The sequence below is a fragment of the Streptomyces sp. URMC 126 genome, from assembly GCF_051386555.1.
GTDB lineage: Bacteria > Actinomycetota > Actinomycetes > Streptomycetales > Streptomycetaceae > Streptomyces.
The window spans coordinates 67,957-89,234 of record NZ_JBPQTX010000001.1 but is presented as its reverse complement, the minus strand read 5'-3'; the positions used below and the strand labels follow the sequence as shown (position 1 = coordinate 89,234).

The 21,278-nt window shown below is 72.5% G+C and carries 20 protein-coding genes and 1 pseudogene; 14 read left to right on the top strand and 7 right to left on the bottom strand.

The features are described from left to right. Nucleotides 1-70 precede the first annotated feature (70 nt). A complete protein-coding gene (locus ACSNOK_RS00460) occupies nucleotides 71-400 on the top strand; it encodes a putative quinol monooxygenase (protein ID WP_436778493.1) in 330 nt (109 codons plus the stop codon). A gap of 24 nt (nucleotides 401-424) precedes the next feature. After that, nucleotides 425-1,135, top strand: coding sequence for an SDR family oxidoreductase (locus tag ACSNOK_RS00455; protein ID WP_436778492.1), 711 nt, complete (start codon nucleotides 425-427; stop codon nucleotides 1,133-1,135). A gap of 33 nt (nucleotides 1,136-1,168) precedes the next feature. Here the strand turns inward: ACSNOK_RS00455 and ACSNOK_RS00450 are convergent, their stop codons facing one another. After that, nucleotides 1,169-1,834 (bottom strand): TetR/AcrR family transcriptional regulator C-terminal domain-containing protein, encoded by a 666-nt coding sequence (locus ACSNOK_RS00450; protein ID WP_436778491.1) that lies wholly within the window; start codon nucleotides 1,832-1,834, stop codon nucleotides 1,169-1,171. A 99-nt stretch (nucleotides 1,835-1,933) separates the two neighbouring features. Here ACSNOK_RS00450 and ACSNOK_RS00445 point away from each other — a divergent pair, with 99 nt between their 5' ends. Continuing rightward, nucleotides 1,934-2,368, top strand: coding sequence for an ester cyclase (locus ACSNOK_RS00445; RefSeq protein WP_436778490.1), 435 nt, complete (start codon nucleotides 1,934-1,936; stop codon nucleotides 2,366-2,368). A 9-nt stretch (nucleotides 2,369-2,377) separates the two neighbouring features. Here ACSNOK_RS00445 and ACSNOK_RS00440 read toward each other — a convergent pair whose 3' ends face one another. Next, nucleotides 2,378-3,070: a flavin reductase family protein gene (locus tag ACSNOK_RS00440; RefSeq protein WP_436778489.1), complete on the bottom strand. Its 693-nt coding sequence runs from the start codon at nucleotides 3,068-3,070 to the stop codon at nucleotides 2,378-2,380. Nucleotides 3,071-3,322: 252 nt separating this feature from the next. Between ACSNOK_RS00440 and ACSNOK_RS00435 the strand changes: the two genes are divergently transcribed. Then, nucleotides 3,323-4,030, top strand: coding sequence for an RraA family protein (locus ACSNOK_RS00435; RefSeq protein WP_436778488.1), 708 nt, complete (start codon nucleotides 3,323-3,325; stop codon nucleotides 4,028-4,030). A 108-nt stretch (nucleotides 4,031-4,138) separates the two neighbouring features. Here ACSNOK_RS00435 and ACSNOK_RS00430 read toward each other — a convergent pair whose 3' ends face one another. From ACSNOK_RS00430 to ACSNOK_RS00415, 4 genes and pseudogenes are all read right to left on the bottom strand, one after another. Further along, nucleotides 4,139-5,089 carry a ribokinase gene (locus ACSNOK_RS00430; protein WP_436778487.1) on the bottom strand — a complete coding sequence of 317 codons (951 nt, stop codon included), beginning with the start codon at nucleotides 5,087-5,089 and terminating at the stop codon, nucleotides 4,139-4,141. A gap of 153 nt (nucleotides 5,090-5,242) precedes the next feature. After that, nucleotides 5,243-7,134 (bottom strand): annotated as a pseudogene (locus ACSNOK_RS00425) (ABC transporter permease/substrate-binding protein). After that, complete coding sequence (locus ACSNOK_RS00420) at nucleotides 7,124-8,734, bottom strand: sugar ABC transporter ATP-binding protein (RefSeq protein ID WP_436778486.1); 1,611 nt, start codon at nucleotides 8,732-8,734, stop codon at nucleotides 7,124-7,126. Before ACSNOK_RS00420 ends, ACSNOK_RS00425 begins: the two are co-directional and overlap by 11 nt. A gap of 50 nt (nucleotides 8,735-8,784) precedes the next feature. Then, nucleotides 8,785-9,780, bottom strand: a complete 996-nt coding sequence (locus ACSNOK_RS00415; RefSeq protein WP_436778485.1) for a LacI family DNA-binding transcriptional regulator — start codon at nucleotides 9,778-9,780, stop codon at nucleotides 8,785-8,787. A gap of 684 nt (nucleotides 9,781-10,464) precedes the next feature. Between ACSNOK_RS00415 and ACSNOK_RS00410 the strand changes: the two genes are divergently transcribed. From ACSNOK_RS00410 to ACSNOK_RS00365, 10 genes are all read left to right on the top strand, one after another. Next, entirely contained in the window at nucleotides 10,465-11,733 is a 1,269-nt protein-coding gene (locus ACSNOK_RS00410; protein WP_436778484.1) for a B12-binding domain-containing radical SAM protein, read from the top strand. Then, nucleotides 11,730-13,256, top strand: coding sequence for a B12-binding domain-containing radical SAM protein (locus ACSNOK_RS00405; protein ID WP_436778483.1), 1,527 nt, complete (start codon nucleotides 11,730-11,732; stop codon nucleotides 13,254-13,256). The genes ACSNOK_RS00410 and ACSNOK_RS00405 overlap by 4 nt, the downstream gene beginning before the upstream one ends. Further along, complete coding sequence (locus tag ACSNOK_RS00400; RefSeq protein ID WP_436778482.1) at nucleotides 13,253-15,010, top strand: AMP-binding protein; 1,758 nt, start codon at nucleotides 13,253-13,255, stop codon at nucleotides 15,008-15,010. The genes ACSNOK_RS00405 and ACSNOK_RS00400 overlap by 4 nt, the downstream gene beginning before the upstream one ends. 20 nt (nucleotides 15,011-15,030) lie before the next feature. After that, nucleotides 15,031-15,306: an acyl carrier protein gene (locus ACSNOK_RS00395; RefSeq protein ID WP_436778481.1), complete on the top strand. Its 276-nt coding sequence runs from the start codon at nucleotides 15,031-15,033 to the stop codon at nucleotides 15,304-15,306. A 14-nt stretch (nucleotides 15,307-15,320) separates the two neighbouring features. Further along, complete coding sequence (locus tag ACSNOK_RS00390; protein WP_436778509.1) at nucleotides 15,321-16,646, top strand: beta-ketoacyl-[acyl-carrier-protein] synthase family protein; 1,326 nt, start codon at nucleotides 15,321-15,323, stop codon at nucleotides 16,644-16,646. A 34-nt stretch (nucleotides 16,647-16,680) separates the two neighbouring features. After that, complete coding sequence (locus ACSNOK_RS00385; protein ID WP_436778480.1) at nucleotides 16,681-17,115, top strand: PaaI family thioesterase; 435 nt, start codon at nucleotides 16,681-16,683, stop codon at nucleotides 17,113-17,115. A gap of 154 nt (nucleotides 17,116-17,269) precedes the next feature. Next, entirely contained in the window at nucleotides 17,270-18,007 is a 738-nt protein-coding gene (locus ACSNOK_RS00380; protein ID WP_436778479.1) for an enoyl-CoA hydratase/isomerase family protein, read from the top strand. Nucleotides 18,008-18,267: 260 nt separating this feature from the next. Then, on the top strand, nucleotides 18,268-18,552 hold the full coding sequence (locus ACSNOK_RS00375) for a hypothetical protein (RefSeq protein WP_436778478.1): 285 nt from the start codon (nucleotides 18,268-18,270) through the stop codon (nucleotides 18,550-18,552). A 418-nt stretch (nucleotides 18,553-18,970) separates the two neighbouring features. After that, nucleotides 18,971-20,044: a methyltransferase gene (locus tag ACSNOK_RS00370; protein WP_436778508.1), complete on the top strand. Its 1,074-nt coding sequence runs from the start codon at nucleotides 18,971-18,973 to the stop codon at nucleotides 20,042-20,044. 112 nt (nucleotides 20,045-20,156) lie between these two features. Then, complete coding sequence (locus ACSNOK_RS00365; protein WP_436778477.1) at nucleotides 20,157-20,717, top strand: superoxide dismutase family protein; 561 nt, start codon at nucleotides 20,157-20,159, stop codon at nucleotides 20,715-20,717. A gap of 111 nt (nucleotides 20,718-20,828) precedes the next feature. Here the strand turns inward: ACSNOK_RS00365 and ACSNOK_RS00360 are convergent, their stop codons facing one another. Continuing rightward, complete coding sequence (locus ACSNOK_RS00360) at nucleotides 20,829-21,089, bottom strand: hypothetical protein (RefSeq protein WP_436778476.1); 261 nt, start codon at nucleotides 21,087-21,089, stop codon at nucleotides 20,829-20,831. Between the last annotated feature and the right edge of the window lie 189 nt (nucleotides 21,090-21,278).

The window sequence follows — 21,278 nt, the reverse complement described above, 5'->3', positions numbered from 1 at the left end:
GGTTGGTTAGCGTGCCGTAGGTACGAGATTGGTCGTACCTTCTGTGTCGTCCCACTGAGGAGAAGAGTCGATGACCCAGCCGTTCACCCTCGTCGGCATCGCCCGCCCCAGACCCGAGCGGGCCGCGGAGCTGAAGGAGTTGCTGCTGTCCTTCGTCGAACCCACCCGACGCGAGCCGGGGTGTCTGGAGTACCACTTCCACGAGGACCGCGACGAGCCCGGCGTCTTCGTCTTCTACGAGGCCTGGCGCTCCCGGGAGGATCTCGACGCCCACCTGGCCCTGCCCCGCATGCGGGACTTCTGGGAGCGGCGCATGGACTACCTGGCGTCCGACCTGGAGATCCGGTTCCTGACCATGCACAGTCCCTATGCGGCGGCCGAGGGTCTCGGCCGGCGGTGAACCACGAGGATTGCGAGGAGCGGTATGAAGGACGTTCTGGTCACCGGCGCGAGCAAGGGCATCGGGTGGGCGGTTTCCCGGCGGCTGGCGGAGGCGGGGTACGGGGTCATCGGCGTGGCCCGGAGCGCGCCCGAGGGGGAGTTCCCCGGCACGTTCCTGCGCTGTGACCTCTCCGACGTCGAGGACACCGCGCGCATGCTGGAGGAGGCGACCCGCGGGCGTACGGTCTGCCGGGTGGTCAACAACGCGGGCATCGCCCTGCCCCAGCCCATCGAGGACCTGGACTTGGCGTCGATGCAGCAGGTCATGGACCTCAGCCTGCGCGCGTCGGTGCAGATCGTCCAGGCGCTGGTGCCGGGCATGCGCGCGGAGCGGTTCGGCCGGATCGTGAACGTCACCTCGCGGGCGACGTACGGGGCCCGGGACCGTACGTCCTACTCGGCGGCCAAGAGCGCGCTGGTGGGCTGCACCCGGTCCTGGGCGCTGGAACTGGCCCCGGACGGCATCACGTCCAACGCGGTGTCGCCCGGCCCGACGGCGACGGAACTGTTCCGCCGCGCGCGGCCGGCCGGCAGCGAGGGCGAGCGCAGGGCGATCGCGTCGATTCCGGTGGGCCGGCTGGGCACTCCCGACGACATCGCCGCGGCCGTGGCGTTCCTGCTCTCGGACGAGGCGGGGTTCATCACCGGTCACGTGCTCGACGTCGACGGCGGGAGCAGCCTGGGCGGACGCTGAAGCGCGCCGGGGGCCGCTCTCGGCCTCCCGGCCTCAAGCCCCCGCTTCCGGTGTCGCCGCCGCCCCGAACCCCGCGATCAGCGCCTCCACGGCGAAGGCGAACCGCTCGGCGTCGTCCGTGCCCGCGCCCGTCCGGGCGGTCTCGACGGTCAGGGGGTACCGGCCGGGGTCGCGCGCGGCGAGGTCCGCGGCCGAGCCGGGGCCGTCTGCGGTGGTGAGGGCGCACTCGGCGGTGGCGTGGGCCACGACCAGCAGGGTCAGCGAGTTGAGCGCGTGGAGGGCGCGGCCCAGCGGGAAGCCGGCGGAGGTGAGCACGCGGAGCCCGCGCTCGACGGCGTCCAGGGCCGCCGGGGTCACGGCGGGCCGCGCCGCGGCGACCGGCAGGACGCCCGGGTGCCTCAGCAGCGCCGCGCGCAGGGCGCCGGCGTAGGCCCGCAGCCAGGGCCGCCAGCCGTCGGCGGCGTCGTCGACGGGGGCGGCGCCGGCGAAGACGCGCTCCACCAGGCCGTCCAGCAGCGCGTCCTTGTTGGGGACGTGGTGGTAGAGCGTCATGGCCTCGACGCCGAGCGCCGCGCCGAGCCGGCGCATCGTCAGGGCCTTGAGCCCCTCCCGGTCCACGAGTTCCACCGCGGCGTCCAGGATGCGTTCCCTGGTCAGTCCCGCCCGTTCCCCGCGCGCCCTCCTGGGCTCGGCCGGCATGCGTCCTCCCGCTCTCCTTGACTTTCTTACATCGTAAGTCCACCCTGATGGCGGCGCGACACTTACGGTGTAAGAATCGGTTTGAGAGCAGGAGTGGACATGGATACGGCCCGGCACCCCGGCAAGCGGCTCGTCGCGGACTTCCTCCGCGCGGTCGGCGAACGTCGGCTCGGTGATCTGCCCCGGTACCTCGCCCCCGACGTCGTCGACCACAACAAGATCATCTTCGGGGAGCCGGACGAGCCGGGTGCGGCCTTCGAGGGGATCCGTCGGCAGCTCGACGCGTTCGGCGAGTTCGCTGTCCGGACGGACGGGCTCGTCGCCGAGGGCGGCACGATCGTGGCCCGGCTCACCGTCAGCGGCCGGCACACCGGCGAGCACCCCCGCATGCCCCGCCCGACCGGACGGACCTTCGCGGTGGAGCAGATCTGGGTGTTCACGGTGGCGGACGGGCGCATCACCGAGATCCGGGCCGTCAGCGACCGGCTGGGCATGTTCCTCCAGCTCGGCTGGGACTGGCCGGAGGCGGGCTGACGTCCGGCGTCAGCGGGCCGGCGTCTCCCGCGCCCGGTCGACGTCCGGGCTCCGGTACCACCGTTCGGGGATGCTCGCCAGCCGCGACCCGTGCACCCGCGGCCCGAGCCCGTAGAACTGCTGAAAGCTCATGACCAGCGGCCGCCAGGCGTCCGGGTCCACATGGTCGTCCGTCCCCGGCAGCCGGATGTCGTCATGGACGAACACCCGCCGCACCCGCACCTCGAAGGCCACGATCGAGCTCCGCTGCCGCTCGTCGTCCTCGCCGATCGGGTGCGTCGCCTCCAGGACCGCCTCCATCGCCACCGGGCACTCCGCCACCCGCGGCGGGGCCACGGTCTCGGACGGCACCGGGGTGAGCCCCGCCCGGCCGAACTTGTCCGGCTCGTACCGGTAACCGCGCTCCGCCTTGCGCGGCGGCACCGGGTTCCGCCCGGTGGTGAGCGCGAGCCGGTCGACGTGCGGAACCAGGGCGTCGGACGGCAGGTTGAGGACGCACTCCCGGGTCCGCGTGAGGTTCCGGCTGGTCTGCGCCCGGGCGGAGAGGCCCAGTACGGCCCGCCAGCCGAGCCAGAAGACCGAGGACATAGGGGCGAGATTGGGCGTGCCGTCCTCGTTCTCGGTGGAGAGCAGCACCACGGGAGTGCCGAAGTACAGGATGTTCGGTTCGATGCGCGTGTGCGTGGGGTCGATCGTGGTCACGGAGCCAGCCTGGTGCGGGCGGGCGGCGCTGTCCGGCGGAGATCGGACGTCGTGTTCGGGACAACCGTGCCCCGCTCGGGATGCCGCCGGGTACCGCTGTGCGCCGGCCGCCCCCGTCGCGGTCTCCGGACCGCCGGGCCGGTGAACTCCGTCGCTCCGAACGTCCCGACGCCGTACCGGTACCGGTACCCGGAGACACCTCCCGGCCGGACGGCGGACGTGGCAAGGTGGCCCCCGGCACGGGAGGAACCCATGAACCATGAAGAGCTCACCCACCGCTTCGCCGCGCTGACCACCGCTCATGTGGCCGACGCCTGCGTACGCGCCGGAGTCCCGGTGCGCGCCGCGCCGCCGGGCCTCCGCCCCCTCGCCCCCGCCGGCCGCGTGTCCGGCCGGGCGTGCCCGGCACGCCACGTGGGGAGCGTGGACGTCTTCCTGGAGGCGTACGCCACGGCCGCCCCCGGCGACGTGCTCGTCGTCGACAACGACGGGCGGCTCGACGAGGCGTGCGTCGGCGACCTGGCCGTCCTGGAGGCCCAAAAGGCCGGGCTGAGCGGCGTGGTGGTCTGGGGACTGCACCGCGACACGGCGGACCTGCGGGCCATCGGCCTGCCCGTCTTCAGTCTGGGCGCCACGCCGCCGGGACCCCGCCGCCTCGATCCCCGACCGCCGGAGGCGCTGCGCTCCGCCGTGGTGGGGGAGTGGACGGTGGACCGGACGGACCTTGTCCTGGGCGACGACGACGGCGTGCTCTTCGTCCCCGCCGCCCGCGCCGGCGAACTCCTCGCCCTCGCCGAGACGATCCGCGACACCGAACGGGACCAGGCCGCGCGGATGCGCTCCGGGGTCTCCCTCCGCGAACAGGTCCGCTTCGACGCCTACCTCGCCCGCCGCCGGGACGAGCCCGAGCTGACCTTCCGCGAACACCTGCGGACGGTGGGCGGCGCCATCGAGGAGTGAGACGGGCGGGGCGCGCGAGGGCGGCGGCGGTGGCGGCGTGGGGGTGTACGGGGCTTGGGCCCGGGCCAGTGCGCCATCCTCGTCCACCGGCGCGCCGGCCCCCGGCCGTTACGCCTCGTCATCCCCCGGCGGCAGTTCGTCCACCGTCGGATACGACGGCTGCGCCCCCGGCTTCGTCACCGACGCCGCCCCGACCCGTACCGCGAACCGGACCGCCTCCGTCAGCGGCGCGCCCACGGCCAGCCGGGCGGCGAGCGCGCCGGTGAAGGCGTCCCCGGCGCCCGTGGTGTCCACCGGGCGGACGGCGACGCCGGGGACGGTCACCGGATCGGCGTCGTCCGCGGCCAGGGCCAGGGCACCGGCGCCGCCCAGGGTGACGACGACGGAACGGGCGCCGCGCTCGCGCAGGGACCGTGCCCAGACCGTCGGGTCGTCGCCGTCCGGTGTTCCGGAGAGGTGCCGGGCCTCGTGTTCGTTCACCACCAAGGGGTCGGCCGCCGCGAGCAGTTCGCGGTCGAGCTCCGGCGGCACCGGGGACGGGTTGAGCACGACCCGCGTCCCGGTCTCCAGGGCGAGGGCGGCGGCGGCCCGGACGGTCTCCGCGGGTACCTCCCACTGGAGCGAGACGACCGACGCCGCGGCGACGAGCGGCCCGGCCGCCGCCACGTCGTCCGGCGAGAGCAGGGAGTTGGCGCCGGGCGAGACGATGATGGTGTTGTCGCCGTCCGGGCCGACGACGATCATCGCCGTGCCCGTCCTGGCCCCCGGGATCACGCGGACGGGAGAGGTGTCGGCGCCGGCCGACCGCTGGGCGTCCAGCAGCAGCCGGCCGTACGCGTCGTCGCCGACCCCGGCCAGCAGGGCCGTCCGGGCGCCGAGGCGGGCCGCCGCCGCGGCCTGGTTGGCGCCCTTGCCGCCGGCCGACTCCACAAGGTCCGTGCCGAGCACGGTCTCGCCGGGGCCGGGGCGCCGGTCCACCCGGACCGTCAGATCGGCGTTGGCCGAACCGATCACCAGGACGTCGTACGTGCGGTCGCCGTCGTCGCTGTCGTTCCTCATCACGTCTCCGCTGTCCGTTCCTTCGTGTTCTCGCGTGCCCCGCGCGTCCATGGTCGCCTGCCCGCTTTCGTCCCTCTTCCCGGCTGCGGCGGGATCAGGCAAGTTAGGGCAGATCAGGCCGGTTCATACTCGTTCGTACTGGTTCGGGCGGTATCAGCCGCCGAACTCCGCCGCGTTCTTCCGTGTCACCAGCACCACCGGCACCTTCACCGTGGCCGGCAGCCGCTCGCCCCGCGCCGCGCGGAGCGCCCGGTCCACCGCCTGCCGGCCCAGCAGCTCCGGCTGCTGGGCGACGGTCGCCGTCAGCGTGCCGTCGCGCACCGCCGCGATCCCGTCGGGGGTGCCGTCGAACCCGACGACCCGCACGCTCCGGCCGGCGGCGGAGCCCAGCGCCTTGGCCGCGCCGAGCGCCATCTCGTCGTTGGCGGCGAAGACGCCGGACACTCCCCGGTGCGCCTGGAGGAGGTTGGTCATCACGTCCATGCCCTTGGCGCGGTCGAAGTCGGCGGGCTGCCGGGCGACGACCTCGATCCCCGGGAACTCCCGGACGCCCTCCTCGAACCCCTTGCTCCGCTCGCGGGCGGCGGACGTGCCGGGCTGCCCCTCCAGGACGACGACGCGGCCCTTGCCGCCGAGCGCCGCGGCCAGCGCCCGCGCCGCCATCCGGCCGCCCTCGACATTGTCGGAGGCGATGGTGGTGCCCACCCGGCCGCCGTTCACCCCGCGGTCGATGGAGACGACCGGGACGTCCGCCCGGTTGGCGACGCCCACCGCGGGCACGGCCGCGTCGGAGTCCACCGGGTTGATGATGGCGGCCTTGACGTTCTGGCTGGTGAACGTCTCCATCTGGTTGATCTGCTGGGTCGGGTCGTTCTGCGCGTCCGTGATGTTGATCTTCAGTCCGCGGGCTCTCGCCTCCGCCTGGGCGCCCTTCTTGATACCGACGAAGAACGGGTTGTTCATCGTCGACAGGGCCAGGCCGAGGTCGGTGTTCCCGGCCCGGTCGCAGCCGGTGGTCCCCAGGCCCAGCCCCACGACCAGCAGCACGGCCGCTACGCCCCGCCCCCTCACCGGGCGCTCCGCCGGCGCAGCGTGTCCAGCAGCACGGCCACCGCGATGACCACGCCGGTCGCCACCTGCTGCCAGAACGCCGAGACGCTCAGCAGGTTGAGGCCGTTGCGCAGCACCGCCAGGATCAGGGCGCCGATCAGCGTTCCGGACGCCTTGCCCGACCCGCCCGACAGGCTCGCCCCGCCGATCACGACGGCGGCGATGGCGTCGAGCTCGTACCCCGTCGCCGCCTGCGGCTGCGCGGACGTCAGCCGGGCGGCCAGCACGATCCCGGCCACCGCGGCGAACAGCCCCGACAGCGCGTAGACGGCGAGCTTGCGGCGCTTGACGTCGATGCCCGACAGCCGCGCGGCCTCCTCGTTGCCGCCGATCGCGAACATCGCCCGGCCCGTGTACGTCCGCGCCAGCACCAGCGCCGCCAGCAGCCCCATGGCCACCGTCACCAGCACCGGGACCGGCAGCCACCCGCCGAGCTCGTCCCCGAGGTGGTTCACCGCCGACGGGAAGGCGATCGGCGAGCCGCCCGATATCACCAGCGACAGCCCGCGCGCCACCGACAGCATGGCCAGCGTCGCGATGAACGCGGGCAGCCGCCCGTACGCCACCAGCGCGCCCGACACCAGGCCCGCCACCACCCCGACGGCCAGGCCCAGCACCAGCGCCACCGCCACGGGCAGCCCCTGAGAGGTGGCCGCCCAGGCGGTCACCGTCGCGGAGAGCGCCGCCACCGACCCCACCGACAGGTCGATGCCCGCCGACACGATCACGAACGTCACACCGAACGCCAGGATCGCCGTCACCGACGCCTGCACGCCCACGTTCAGCAGGTTCCGCCCGTGCAGGAAGTCACGGGACAGCACCGCCATCACCGCCACCAGGGCCACCAGCCCGCCCAGCGGGCCGTTGCGCAGCACCGCCCTCGTGAACCACTCCGCCGGGGCCGTCCCCGGCGCCCGCACCGCCTCAGCCGACATCGGAGCCCTCCATCGCGCTCTCGTTGCCCGTTTCCACGCCGCCCGGGTGCCGGACGGCAAGCTCCATCACCGCGTCCTGGGCGGCCGGCCCCTGGTCACCGCCCGGCACCTCGCCCACCACCCGGCCCTGCGCCATCACCAGCACCCGGTCGCTCATCCCCAGCACCTCGGGCAGGTCGCTGGAGATCATCAGCACCCCGCAGCCCGCCGCCGTCAGCTCGTTGACGAGCCGGTAGATCTCCACCTTGGCGCCGACGTCGACACCGCGCGTCGGCTCGTCCAGGATCAGCAGCCGCACCCCGGCCAGCAGCCACTTGCCGATGACGATCTTCTGCTGGTTGCCGCCGGACAGCGTCCGCGCCGGCTGTTCCAGCCCGCTCATCCGCACCTTCAGCCGGCCGGCCATCGCCGCCGCCTCCCGGCGCTGCGCCCGCCGGTCGACGAACCCCGCCCGGGTGTCCCGGCGCAGCCGCGCCAGGGTCAGGTTGTCGTGCAGCGGCGCGTCCAGCAGCAGGCCCTGTGCCTTGCGGTCCTCGGGGACGAGCCCGACGCCCGCCCGCATCGCGGCCCGTACGTCGCCCGGGCGCAGCACCCGGCCGTCCACCTCCACCGAACCCGCCTCGTACCGGTCGACGCCGAACACCGCCCGCGCGACCTCCGTGCGGCCCGCGCCCACCAGTCCGGCCAGGCCCACGACCTCCCCGGCGCGTACCTCGAACCCGACGTCGGCGAAGCCCGGACCACCGTCCCCGCTGTGCCGGGTCAGCCCGCGCACCCGCAGCAGCGGCGCGCCGACGGGAGGACGGCGGCGCGGGTACTGCTCGCTGATGTCCCGGCCCACCATCAGCCGGATCAGCTCCTCCTCCGGCGTGGACGCCGGCACCCCGGCCACGCTCCGGCCGTCCCGCAGGACGGTCACCCGGTCGCCGAGGGCCGCGATCTCCTCCAAGTGGTGGGTGATGAAGACGACGCCGACGCCGCCGTCACGCAGTTCGCGGACGATGCCGAAGAGGGTCGCCACCTCCTCCGAGGTGAGGACGGCGGTCGGCTCGTCCATGACCAGCACCCGGGCGTCCAGGCTCAGCGCCTTGGCGATCTCCACCATCTGCAAGGCGGCGATGCCCAGTCCGGCGACGGGTGCCGTCGGCGGGACGCGCAGCCGCACCCGGTCCAGGAGGCGCGCCGCGCGCTCGTTCATCGTCCGCCGGTCGACCAGGCCGAGGCGGGTGCGCGGCTGCCGGCCCAGGAAGAGGTTCTCGGCGACGGTCAGCCCCGGCACCAGGTTGAACTCCTGGTGGATGGTGGCGATCCCCAGCCGCTCGGCGTCCTGCGCCGAACGGATCGCCACCTCGCGGCCGCCGACGACGATCCGGCCGGTGTCGGGGCGGTGGGCGCCGGCGAGCATCTTGATCAGCGTGCTCTTGCCGGCGCCGTTCTCCCCGAGCAGGACGTGCACCTCGCCGGCGAGGAGGCGCAGGTCCACGCCGTCCAGCGCCTTCACGCCGGGGAACGCCTTGGTCACCCCCTCCACACGGAGCAACTCCGCGCGCTCGGGCGGTTCTTCACGGCCGGGCCGTACGTCGTCGTTGACGCCGGTCATACGCCTCTCCTCGTTCTGTCGGCTGTTCCGTGGGGATGTCGGGCGGCGGGTCACACGCGTTCGCCGCAGGAGCGGCGCACCACCAGCCGGGAGGGCAGCAGCACCGACTCCGCCGGGCGGCCCTCGACGCGCTCCAGCAGGGTGTGCACCGCCGCCCGCCCCAGCTCCCGCGTCGGCTGGGCCACCGCCGTCAACGGCGGATCGGTGTGCGCGAACCAGGCGACGTCGTCGAACGACACCAGCGCCACGTCCTCCGGGATCCGCAGGCCGCGGGCCCGGACCTCGCCCAGCGCGCCGAGCGCCATCAGGTTGTCGGCGGCCAGTACGGCGTCCGGCGGCTCCGGCAGGCCGAGCAGGTCCCGCATCACCCGGCGGCCCCCGGCCGGTGTCATGTCGGGCGACGCGACGGCGTACTCCGGCGGCAGCGCGACGCCGTGCGCGGCCAGGGCGGACCGGAAGCACTCCAGCCGCTCGTCCCCGACGGGCGTACCGGCCGGCGCGACGATCACGGCCGGGCGGCGGCGCCCCAACGCCGCGAGGTGGGCGGCGAGTTCGGTGAGCGCGGCCTGGCCTTCGGCGCGGACGCAGGGCGCCGCCACGCCGGGCACCGACCGGTCCAGCAGGACGAGCGGGGTGTCGGAGGCGACGATCTCGCGCAGCACCTCCGAACCGGTGCCGGCGGAACTGACCATCAGTCCGTCGATGCGGCGGTCGAGGAGCGTGCGCAACTGGTCGTCCTGCTGCTCCGGGCTCTCCCCGGCGTTGCCGATGATCAGGCTGTATCCGAGCCGTCGGGCCTCCTGCTCGACGGCGTCGGCCAGTTCGGTGAAGAAGGGGTTCCGCAGATCGCTGATCACCAGCCCCAGCGTCCTCGTACGCGCCGTACGCAGCGCCCGCGCCACCACGTTGGGCCGGTAGCCGAGCTCGGCGACGGCGGCGAGCACGCGGTCGCGCGTGGCGGCCACGGGGGAGCGGCCGTTGAGCACCCGCGACACGGTGGCGACGGACACACCGGCCCGGTCGGCCACGTCCTTGATGGTCGCCATGGCGGGGAGCCTCCGTCGTGTAATCGTTTTCTCGGGTTCGGCGGAGCCAGGAAATCGATTACACGGTGGTCGCGTCAAGGTGCCGGGGGAGTGGCCCGGGTCACGCCCCGAAGGGTGACGGGGTGTCGGGGCGCCGGGATGCGGGGCGACGGCGGCGGCCTTGCTCGGGTACGCGGCGGTGGCGGTCCCGGGCGGAAGAGGAAGCGGAACGGTGCGGTCGCGATCGGTTCCGGTCAGTTGTCCGGACCGGCAACGGCCCCGCCACCGCCGCGTTCCGGAGAGCGCCCGCGGCTTCCGCGCGGCGTCCCGGGGCGGGCCCGCGAACCGTGCGCGCGCTTTCTCCGACCTGCGTGCGAACGAGCGGGCGGGGTGGCGTCGCACCGGCAGCCGCGTACGGTCCGCCCGCCGGGTAACGCGGCGTCCGGGCGGGGGGCCCGAGGCGCCGCCCGGCTGGCGTGAATTCGGCGACCGTCATATCCGGGCAAGCCGGCGGGTTGACAGGGGGATTGGCCAATCCTAGAGTCGAAAATCTGTGAATGCTAAATGAAGTAGTTTGTCGGTATTGCGGACCGGTCGATGTGCCGCCATGCCCGGAAAAGCTGTTCACAGAAGAGCGCTTTTCGTCGAGGCGAAGGGGAACGACGGATGAAGAAAGTGCTCCTCACGACCGCTCCGAAGGAAGCCTTGATCGAGACCGACGGCGTCGGCGGGAACTGGTACGACAGAACCGACACCTATATGGCCTGGACCTGCGCGGTGGACCTGGAGGACCGGCTCTCCGTCACCTGCCCGCCGACCGGCCTCAGATTCATCAAGCACAACGTGCCGGACGTCGAGATCCTCGAATACCCCACCTGGGACGAATACCTCGCCGCCCTGGAGTCCGAGACCTGGGACATGGTCGGCATCAGCTTCTACACCTGGTCGACGCCGGTCGCGATCGAGATGGCCAAGGTCGCCCGTGAAGCCGGCGTACAGGAGATATGGGCCGGCAACTACGGCGTCCTCTCGCCCGGCATCGACGAGTACTTCACCAGGAAGGTCAAAGGGGCGGGCGAGGCGCCGATCCACCAGTACGTGTACGACGCGCCGCTGCCCCGCGTGCGGCACCCCGCCATGCTCGGCGAGAGCGGCTTCCGCGGGATGAAGTCCCCGGTCGGCTACTTGTACTCGAAGCGCGGCTGCAATATCGGATGCACTTTCTGCTCGACCCCCATCTTCAATCCCAAAGAAGAAGCCATCTTCATGGAGGACACGTACGCGGCGCTGGACGCGTACCGGGAGGCGAAAGTCGCCCACGTCATCATCTACGACGAGAGTTTCTTCCTCACCAACAAGCTGGCCGAGCAGGTCGTGGACGCGCTCGCGGAGCGCGAACTCCCCTGGATCTGTCTGACCCGCGCCGACCTCATCCGGGGCCGGATACCCGAGCTGACCGACCGCTATATGGACGGTGCGATCGTCGGCATCGAGTCCTACCGGGACAAGAACGTCGCCGACGTGAAGAAACGCGACGACGTCTACAACGTACGCCAGACGGTCCGCGAGCTGATCGACAACGGCCGCCGCGCGCTCGGCACGTTCATGGTCGGATTCGCGGAGGACAGCATCGAGGACATGAAGTACGACATCGAGCAGCTGAGCGAGGAGGGGCTGTTCGCCTGTCAGCTGACGCTCCTCACCCCCTTCCACGGCACCCGCCTCTACCGGCAGATGGAGCACCTCATCGACGAGCCGGACCTCAGCAAGCACGACCTGTACAACCTGGTGTGGAAGCACCCGAAGATGAACCGCAGCGAGGCCCGCGACCTGCTCGCCTGGGCACAGCGCCGGGTCAACGACCCGGAGCGCATCGCCGCCACGCTCAAGCGGGAGATGAAGGCCAAGGTCCGCAAGGAGCTCGCCCGCCGCCGAGCCACGGCACCGCTGAGCCCCTCGGGGTCCCCCTCATGAGGAGCCTCCGCATCCTCTGCGTCCAACTGGGCTTCCACGAGGCGTATCCCGACGCGTCCACCCTGGCGACCACCTACAACGACGGCATCTATTACGTCGCGTCCTTCGTCCAGCGGGAATTCCCGGACGCGGAGGTCGAGATGTGCCAGATGTTCTGGGGGGAGAAGCCGGAGGACTTCCCCCTGGGCAGCTACGACTACATCATGATCTCGGCGCTGGCCACCCACTTCTGGTCCAACATCGAGACGCTCGAATCGATCCGGCGTGGCAAACGCCCCGACTGCGTGGTCATCATGGGCGGCCCGCACGCCGCGTTCGCGCCCTACGAGGCACTCCGCTACGCGGACTACGCGGTGACCGCCGAGGGCGAGATCCCCGCCGTCCAGCTGATCAAGGCGCTGGAGGCCGGCGACCCCGTCACCGACGTGGACAACCTGGCCTACATCGGCGCCGGCGGCGAGCTCACCCTGAACAGGATCGCCCGTTACGGGAGCCTCGACACCGCCATCAACCCGAAATTCCTGAAGAACGCGCCGAAACTGCACTGGGCCACCGTCTCGATGTCACGCGGCTGCCCGTTCGCCTGCTCCTTCTGCTACGCGATCCGGCTGCTCGGACGGCGCTTCCGCACCAAGACGGCGGAGGACGTCCGCAGCGAACTGGACGCCATCTACCGGCAGACCGGCTGCAACCGCTTCTACGTCACGGACCTGAACTTCACGACCCGCAAGGACTACTGCCGCGAGATCGCCGAGACGTTCCGGGACCGCGACTACAAATTCATCGCCATGAGCCGGGTCAACCACGCCGACGACATGGAGCTGGTCCTCGATCTCAAGCGGTCCGGATTCGAGGAGTACTGCCTGGGTGTGGAATCCGAGGACGCGAGCGTCCTCCAGGCCTTCAACAAGCGGGTCGACCCCTCCGAACAGACCCGGCGGCTGCTGCGCTTCGCCGAGAACGACATAGCCATCCACTCCGCCATCATCTTCGGACTCGACGTCCAGGACCGGCAGGCGATCGAGGCCACCGCGTACTGGTGCGCCGAAGCGCGCATCATGCACCCGGTGTTCGTGTGCCTCGCCGAATACCCCTTCCAGAACCTGCTCTACGGGGCGCGCCAGGACGTCGAGGACCACCGGATCATCATGGAGGTACCGACCTACCAGCACTACTCGTTCGTCGGTATCTTCCCGCGCCATATGCGCCCCAGCGACCTGCAGCGCGGCATCCTCGACAGCTACGAGATCTTCTTCAAGCGGGCGTTCGAGGTCGAGACGCGACCGCAGCGGCGGGCCCGCCTCAAGGCGTACGCGCGCAGCGTCGACCGCGGTCGCGAGGGGATGCGGCAGCACATCCGCTTCCTCGAACGGCTGGAGAAGCCGTACTACACCGCCGCCGGGACCCTGCGGGAGGACGCCCTGAAGGCGGACTTCGACGCGCGCCACGGAGAGCTCCGGGACTGGCTGGCGCGCTCCGCCAAGGGGTCCGACGTGGAATTCGTGAAGAGATACGCCCGATGACGGGGGACCTGGGGGAGCACCGGGCGGGGACGGTCGTCGACGCGTTGCTCGACAGTGCCGCGCGGACCCCCGGCCGGCCGGCGTTCCATGTGATCGAGAGGTCCGGGGAAGAGTTCGCGCTCACGTACGCGGACGTCCGCCGCCTCGTCGGCCGGACCGTGGCCGGACTGCGGGCCCACGGCATCGAGGAGGGGGACCGCGTCGTCGTGGTGCTGCCCACCTCACGCGACTTCCTCTCGGTCTACCTGGGCTGCCTCCACGCCGGCGTCGTGCCGGTCGTCGCGGCGGAACCGGCCGGTGACCGCCGGCAGGACGCGACGCAGGTGCGCGACCTCGCCGTACAGGCCCGAGCCACCAGGGTCGTCGCGGCCCCCGAACGGGCGGACGCGCTCGCGGCGTTCCTTCCGGTGCCCGTCATCACCCCCGAGGCCCTGCGCGGAACCTCCCTCGCGCTCGGCCCGCCGCGGGCGGCGCCCGCCTCGCTCGCCCACCTCCAGGCGACCTCCGGCTCGACCGGAACCCCCAAGCTCGCCGTGGTCCGGCACGGCAACATCGTCGCCAACGTCCGGGCGATCGCCGAGGCGATCCGAGCGCGCCCCACCGACTCGCTGGTGAGCTGGCTCCCCCTCTTCCACGACATGGGCCTCATCGGCATCTCCTACGCGCTCCACGCCCGCATCCCGATGGTGCTCGCGGACCCGCTCAACTTCCTCCGGAACCCGATGTCGTGGCTGCACTGGATCAGCCGCCACCGGGGCACCCTCTCTCCCGCGCCCAGCTCCGCGTTCCACATCTGCGCGCGCGTGGCCGAGCGGCGGCCCCCCGCCGACCTCGACCTGTCCTCCTGGCGCGTCGCGCTGTGCGGTGCCGAACCGGTGCACGAGGCCACGCTGCGCGCGTTCCAGGCGGCCTTCGGCCCGTTCGGGCTGCCCGAGACGACACTGCGGCCCGTGTACGGGCTCGCCGAGGCGACGCTCGCCGCCACCATCTCGGACGTGACCCGTCCGTACACCGTCGACCGGGTGGACGCGCGGGCCGTCGCGGCCGGGGAACGCGCCGAGCCCCGCCCGGCCGGCGACCCCCGCGGCGTGAGCATGATGTGCGTGGGCCCGGCGGTCCCCGGCCACCGGCTGCGGGTGGTGGACCCGGACGGAACGCCGCTGCCCGACCGCGCCATCGGCGAGATAGAGGTGGCCGGCCCCAGCCTCATCGACGGATATCTCGCCGGCCCGGACGACCCGGGAACCGTCGCGGCCGACGACCGGCTCAAACGGCCGGACGGCTATCTCCGCACCGGCGACCTTGGCTATCTGCTCGACGGGGAGCTGTATGTCACCGGCCGCCGCAAGGAAATCGTGATCATCTCCGGGCGCAACTACATTCCCGACCAGATCGAGAGGTTCGTCGAGACCGTCGTGGAAAGCCCGCGCGTTCCCGCGGTCGTGGCGGTCGGCGTCCCCGATCCGACGCTGCTCACCGAGCGGTTGCACCTCCTCCTCGACGAGCGGATCGGTGAGGGCCGCGACCGGCGGGCCCTCGCCGAGCGGGTGCGCGGCGCACTGGCCGACACGTTCGGCATCGGTGGCGTCACCGTGCACTGGATCCGCCGGGCCCGGTTGCCCCGGACCACCAGCGGCAAGGTCCGGCGCCACCTCTGCCGGGAGATCGTCGAGGAACTCTCCGCCCACGCACCCGCCCCCACGGCCGGCCCCGACAGCACCCGTTCCGACGTACCGACGAGCCGCCGAGCATGACCTCTGGAGGAGTACAGCCCATGCAGGACGAGAAGCAGGACCAGGAGCTTTTCGAGAAAATCGTCGGGCACATCGGGGAGTTCGTCGAAACCGACGTGTCCCACCTGACCCCGCAGTCCAACATCGCCACCTCCATCGAAGGCATGAGCTCCCTCAAGATGGTCGAGCTGCTCCTCTTCCTGGAGGACTGCTTCGGCGTCGACTTCGACGAGTCCGTCATGGACCGCTTGCAGACCATGCGGGATCTCGAACAGTACATACGGCAGGCGATGGAATCGTCGGGGCAGCAGGTCTGACGCGCCGCGACGTGATGCGGCACCGCGTGGTGGTCACCGGGATGGGTGTGGTCTGCCCGCTCGGCTCGACGGCCGACCAGTTGTGGGAGGGGCTCGTCGCCGGACGTTCGGGCATCGTTCCGCTGTCACGCTTCGACCCCGGCCGTTTCGACCGTGCCCACGCCGGCGAGATCGACGACTCGGCGGTCACCTTCGCCCCCGGGCCCTTGCGGTTCGAGATCACCCGCATGAGCGCCTTTGTACGGTACGCGTTGTTCGCCGCCGACCGAGCGCTGGAAGACAGCGGCCTCGCCATGGCCACGGAGCAGGCGACAGAGGAACACGAGGCAGGGGGCGAGAGGGTAGGGGACGACGAGGCAGGGGATCACACGGCGGGCGGGGAGGCGGCGCACCGCCGGTATCCGGCGGGCGGCGGCGTGTACGTCGGCGTGGCCATGGGCGGACTGCCCAGCATCGAAGCGGGTGTGCTGCGGCAGGAGCGGCAGGGGGTGCGCAAGACCAGCCCTTTCCTGATTCCCTCCCTCATCCCCAATATGGCGGCGAGCGTGATCGTGCTGCGCCACGGCATCGAGGAGGAACAGATCACGATCGCCGGAGCCTGCGCGAGCGGTAGCCAGGCGGTGGGGCAGGCGATGCGCGCGATCCGGTCCGGTGCCCGCACCTGGGCGATCGCCGGCGGGACCGAGGCGGTCATCACTCCGATCACGTACTCGGGCTTCCGGGCGATGAGGGTGCTCAGCCGCCACGACGATCCGGAGACCGCCTCCCGCCCGTTCGACCGCTCACGGGACGGGATCGTCGTCGGCGAAGCGGCCGCCTTCTTCGTCCTGGAGGACCGCGCCCACGCCGAAGCCCGCGGCGCGGTGATCCACGGCGAACTGACCGGCTTCGACGCCGGCAGCGGTGGCGACGGCCTCACCGGCATCTCGACGCCCCACGTCATACGGTGCATGACCGGCGCCGTCGCCGACGCGGGGGTACGACCGGACGCGATCGACTGCGTGTTCGCGCAGGCGTCCGGCATGGTGCGGGGCGATGCCGCCGAACTGGAGGCGTTGCGTGCGCTCGCCGACGACGGCGGTCGGCGTCCGGTCGTCACATCGATCAAGGGGCATATGGGGTACACGTTCGCCGCGAACGGCCCGCTGAATCTCGCCGCTGCCCTGATGGCCCTTCGCCACCAAGCGGTCACTCCCACGCTGAACTTCCGGGAGGCGGACCCGGAGTTCGCGAAGGTCGACATCCCCGGTGAGGTCCGCGAGACGGGGCTGCGCCACTGTCTGATCAACGCCTTCGGATTCGGCGGCATCAATGCCAGCCTTGTGGTGTCCACGGCATGACGCAGGACCATGCCGACGTGCGCAGAGGAGAACTGTGTCCACGCACTTCGAGAAGCTCGTCCGTTGCTGTATGCACTGCAAGATCTCCCGGTTCCTCGACAAGACCATCGAGATCGAGAAGGCCGGGGTCGCGCGGGTGGCCATCCCGTTCCACAGCGACCTCACCCAGAACGCGGACTTCCTGCACGCCGCCATGATGTTCGAAGTCGGGGACACGGCCGGGTTCGTGGCGGCCAACTCGATGGAGGAGACCTTCAGCGTCCTCACGGTCGACTACCACATCAACCTGATCCGACCGGTCCGGAAGCAAGGCATCCACGCGGTCGGCACGGTGGTGACCGCCGGCAAGACGATCTACGTCGCGCGCAGCGACATCTACAGCGAAGACGGCAAGTTGGTGGCCGCCGGGCAGGGCACGTACACGGTGTCCAGGATCCCGCTCACCGACTTGGAGGGGTATGAGGACTGATCGGCGCCGATGCATGGGGCCGGGCCGTGCCTAGCTGATGCAACGTCAACTCCGGAACCAGAAAGCCCGGTCGGCGCACCCGTGACCCCTGAGCGGCTTCCCGGTGCCGCGTCGGCAAGGGCGCCGTACCGGCCGAACAGACAAGGACCGACGAGTGATCGACGTCTCCGACCACGAAGGCATCGCCATCCTCACCCTGAACCACGGGCCGGTGAACGCCCTGGACCGGGAGCTGCTCACGCGGATCCCCGACACACTGGCGGCCGTCGGCGAGGCCCGCGCGGTCGTACTGACCGGGAGCGGGCGGTCGTTCTCGGCGGGGGTGGATCTCAAACGGGTGATCGACGGCGGGGCGGTCTACGCCGAGAGCTTCCTCCCCGCTCTGCATCGCGCGACCCTCGCCCTGTTCGACCACCCGAGGCCGGTGGTCGGTGCGGTCAACGGGCATGCTTTGGCCGGCGGGTGCGTCCTCGCCGCCGCCTGTGACATGCGGCTGATGTCCGGCGGCTCCATCGGGCTCACCGAACTCGCCGCGGGCGTGCCCTTCCCCACGGTGTGCCTGGAGGTCGTACGCCACGCCGTCGGCCCGGCACTCGACGCGATGGTGCTGGCCGCCGGCCGCCTGACGCCCGCGAAGGCCCTGTCGATCGGCTTGGTGCACGAACTCGTGGAGCCGGAACAGCTGCTCCCCGCCGCACTGCTGCGGGCCGAGGAGCTGTGCCGCGCTCCCTCGGACGTCTACGCCCTCGCCAAGCGGCAGCTCCACCGGCCCACCCACGAGCGCATCGACGCCGCCCGCTCGTCGGACGACGGTGAGGTGCTGAGGATCTGGGGATCCGAGCGCACGGGCCGGATCCTGCGGGACTACCTGGCGTCCCTGCGACGGGGCTGACAGCGGGCGGGGAACCAGACCGGGCTCACCCCCTCCGGCTCCCGGAAGGAACTTTTCACAGGAGAGGGAGTGACTCAGGCCACGGTGATCTTTGGTCCGGGATCACGCCCTCTGCCCGACTTGCCGACTTCCCGCGCGAACGATCTCCGTTACGCTCCGCGTCGTCGGCCACTTTGGGTAACCGAGGAGGCCGGCTTTCCTGTCCCTCAGAGGCCACGGATCCCCCACGAAGGGGCCCGGACCGGAAGTTGGAGAAACACATGCGACGACGCATAGCCGCATTCGCCGTGAGCGCGCTGCTGGCGGGCGGCACGGCCGCCATGACCCTGCCCGCGCAGACCGCCGTTGCGGCGGGACACGTCACCTGCCACCCGGACGAGCTGAGCCGGCAGATCGCCGAGCTGAAGAACAAGGCGGCCGAGCAGAAGCGCCACGGCCAGCGCGAGGCGGCCAGGCGGACCCTCGCCCAGGCGGACGCCCTGCAGCGCAAGCTCCACATGTGCGTCAAGTCGGACGAGGACGCGTCCAAGCCCTTCCCGCGCTAAGGACGGCCCCTCCGCGGTGACGGACACCGTCACCGTGTGACGTGGTTGTGCAGGGTCCGGCCGCCGCGCGTCGCGTGCGGCGGCCGGGCCCGCCCGCCCTTGCGAGTGGCGGCCTCCCCCCACAGGCTTGCGGGCGAACGCTCCCTCTCCGCTCTTTCGCGCCGTGCGAGCGGGCTCCGCGCGCCGGGCGCGGCGCCGCCCGGCGCGCGCCGGAAGCCGTCCGTGTGCTCCGTCCGCCCGGAACCGCCGGTGCCGCGCATGTCTGACCGGGTGTCCGGCGGGTAGCGCAGACGTGTCCGGTATCCGCGCGAGCGCGCACCGCGCGTCGGGGGAAACTCATGAACGGCATCAGCGGCGTCAGCGACACCAATGGCGTCAGCGGCACCAGTGGCACGAGTGGCACGACGGCGTGAGCGGCATGACGGGTGCCGCGCCGCGCGGCACGTCCCCCTCCGCCGCCGCCGACGGCCCGGACACCGCGACACCGCCGGGCCTCGACGGCCTCATGCGGATCGCCACGGGCTTCATGGCCTCCAAGGTCCTGCTCGTCGCGGCCCGACTCGGCCTCTTCACCGTTCTGTCGACCCACGGCCCCCTCGACGCGGACGCGCTGGGCACCCGGCTCGGACTCCACCCGCGGTCCTCCCGTGACTTCCTCGACGCCCTGGTCGCCCTCGGAATGCTGGACCGCACCGCCGGCGTCTACGCCAACTCCCCGAGCGCCGAACGCCACTTGGCGCACGGCGGACCGGACTGCGTCGCCGGGTTCCTGGAGGCGGCCGACCGCACGGCGTACGGCCTGTGGGGCCGCCTGGAGTCGGCGCTGCGCACGGGCGCCCCGCAGGACGGCGCCCCCGGCGGAGAGGACGGCACGTACGCCGCCCGCTCCCAGCGCCCCGACCACCTCGCCTCGTTCGGGCAGGTCACGCCCGGGCCGCCCACCGGATCCGCCTCCGCGCTCGCCGAGGCGGTCGACTGGTCCCGCCACCGCACCGTCGCCGCCATCGGCCGCGCCGCCGGAGCCGCGCTGACCGACCTGCTCCGGCGCCACCCCCACCTCCGGGGGACCGGCTTCGACCTGCCGTCCGCCGGGGCGGCGTTCCGGCGCCGGGCGGCTGCGGCCGGCCTCACGGACCGGCTGTCCTTCACCCCCGGTGACTTCCGCACGGACCCCCTGCCCCGGACGGACGTCCTCGTCCTCGGCCACACCCCGAGCGGCTGCGCCCCCGCTCCCGCCGGGACGCTGCTGCGCAAGGCGTACGAGGCACTGCCGGACGGCGGAATGGTCGTCGTCCACGAGACGCCGCTCGGCGACGACCGACGGGAGAACCTCCCAGAGCTCCTCATGAGCCTCACCCTGCTCCTGGAGACGCCCGGCGCGAGCGCGTCCGCCGGCGCCGCGTGCCGGCGCCGGCTGTCCGAGGCCGGCTTCCGGAACGTCCGGGTCCGGCGTCCGGCCGGCTCCGCGTCGACGGCGGTGGGTGTCAAGTGAGCCCGTGGACGGCCGGGCGGCGGTCCGGCGGGGAGGCCGACGGGCGGACGAGCGGGGCGGAACCGCGTCCCGTACCGGTGAGGCGGGTCTCCCGCCGGGGAAGAGGAGGACCATGATCTCCGCATCCGCAGTGGCCGCCGCCCTCCTGGCGGTGGTTCCCGTCATCGGCGCCGGCTCCGGGCACGACGCCGTCACCGTGACCGACACCTTCCGTACGCGCTCGGGCGCTGCCGCCGTCACCTACGCGCCCGACGCCGTGCCCGGGGGCGCGCGGGTCAGGGTGACGGAACGCCCGGCGCCCGGCGGGGGCACCCGGTTCGCACTGCGACTGGAGGGGCTGCCGGCCGGCAGGACGTTCGGGGCGCACGTGCACCGCCAGGCCTGCGGCCCGAAGCCCGAGGACGCGGGCCCGCACTACCAGAACGTCAAGGACCCGGTGCAGCCCTCGGTGGACCCCGCCTACGCCAACCCCCGGAACGAGGTGTGGCTCGACCTCACCACCGGCGCCCGCGGCACGGCCCGCGCCCAGGCGACGGTGGCCTGGCGTGTCCGCCCGGGCGAGGCCCGTTCGCTCGTCCTCCACGAACACGCCACCGACACCCGCGCCGGGCACGCCGGAACGGCGGGAGCACGGCTGGCCTGTGTCACGGTGCCCTTCGGGACGGCGCGCTGACCCGGCCGGGCCGCGCGGGCCGGGTACGGGATCCGGCCGACGGCGGACGGTCACGGCCCGGAGCCCGCCCGGCCGGACGGCTGAGACGCCGGACGGGCTCCGGACCGCGCGTCACGCGGCGTGCCGGCGGTGGCGACCGCCGCGCTCGCCGGAGGCGCCGGACGAGCCCGGCGCCTCGGAGGGGAGGTTCGGTACGACGCTGAGGTGGCGCTTCGCCGACGCCCGTTCGGGCGTACCCGCGCCGGGCGTATCCGTGCCGGGCGTATCCGTGCCGGGCGCACGCACCCCACCCAGCACACGGTCCTCGTACCCCGCGAGAGCGAAGATGAGGCCCAGGAGCAGGGGAGGGATGAGCAGGGCGGTGAAAACCACGGGGAACTCCTTCCCGGAAGGCCGTCCCTGCCCGTGTTGCCGCCCTGGACGCCCGGAAACCCCACACCCCCCGTACCGCGCACACCCGTCCGCCGGACGGACGGAACGCCCTTCGCCCGCTCGGGTACTCCGCGTATACCCGCAGGGTCCGGACCGTCGACGGTGACCTGGACCGACGGGGCCGGGCCG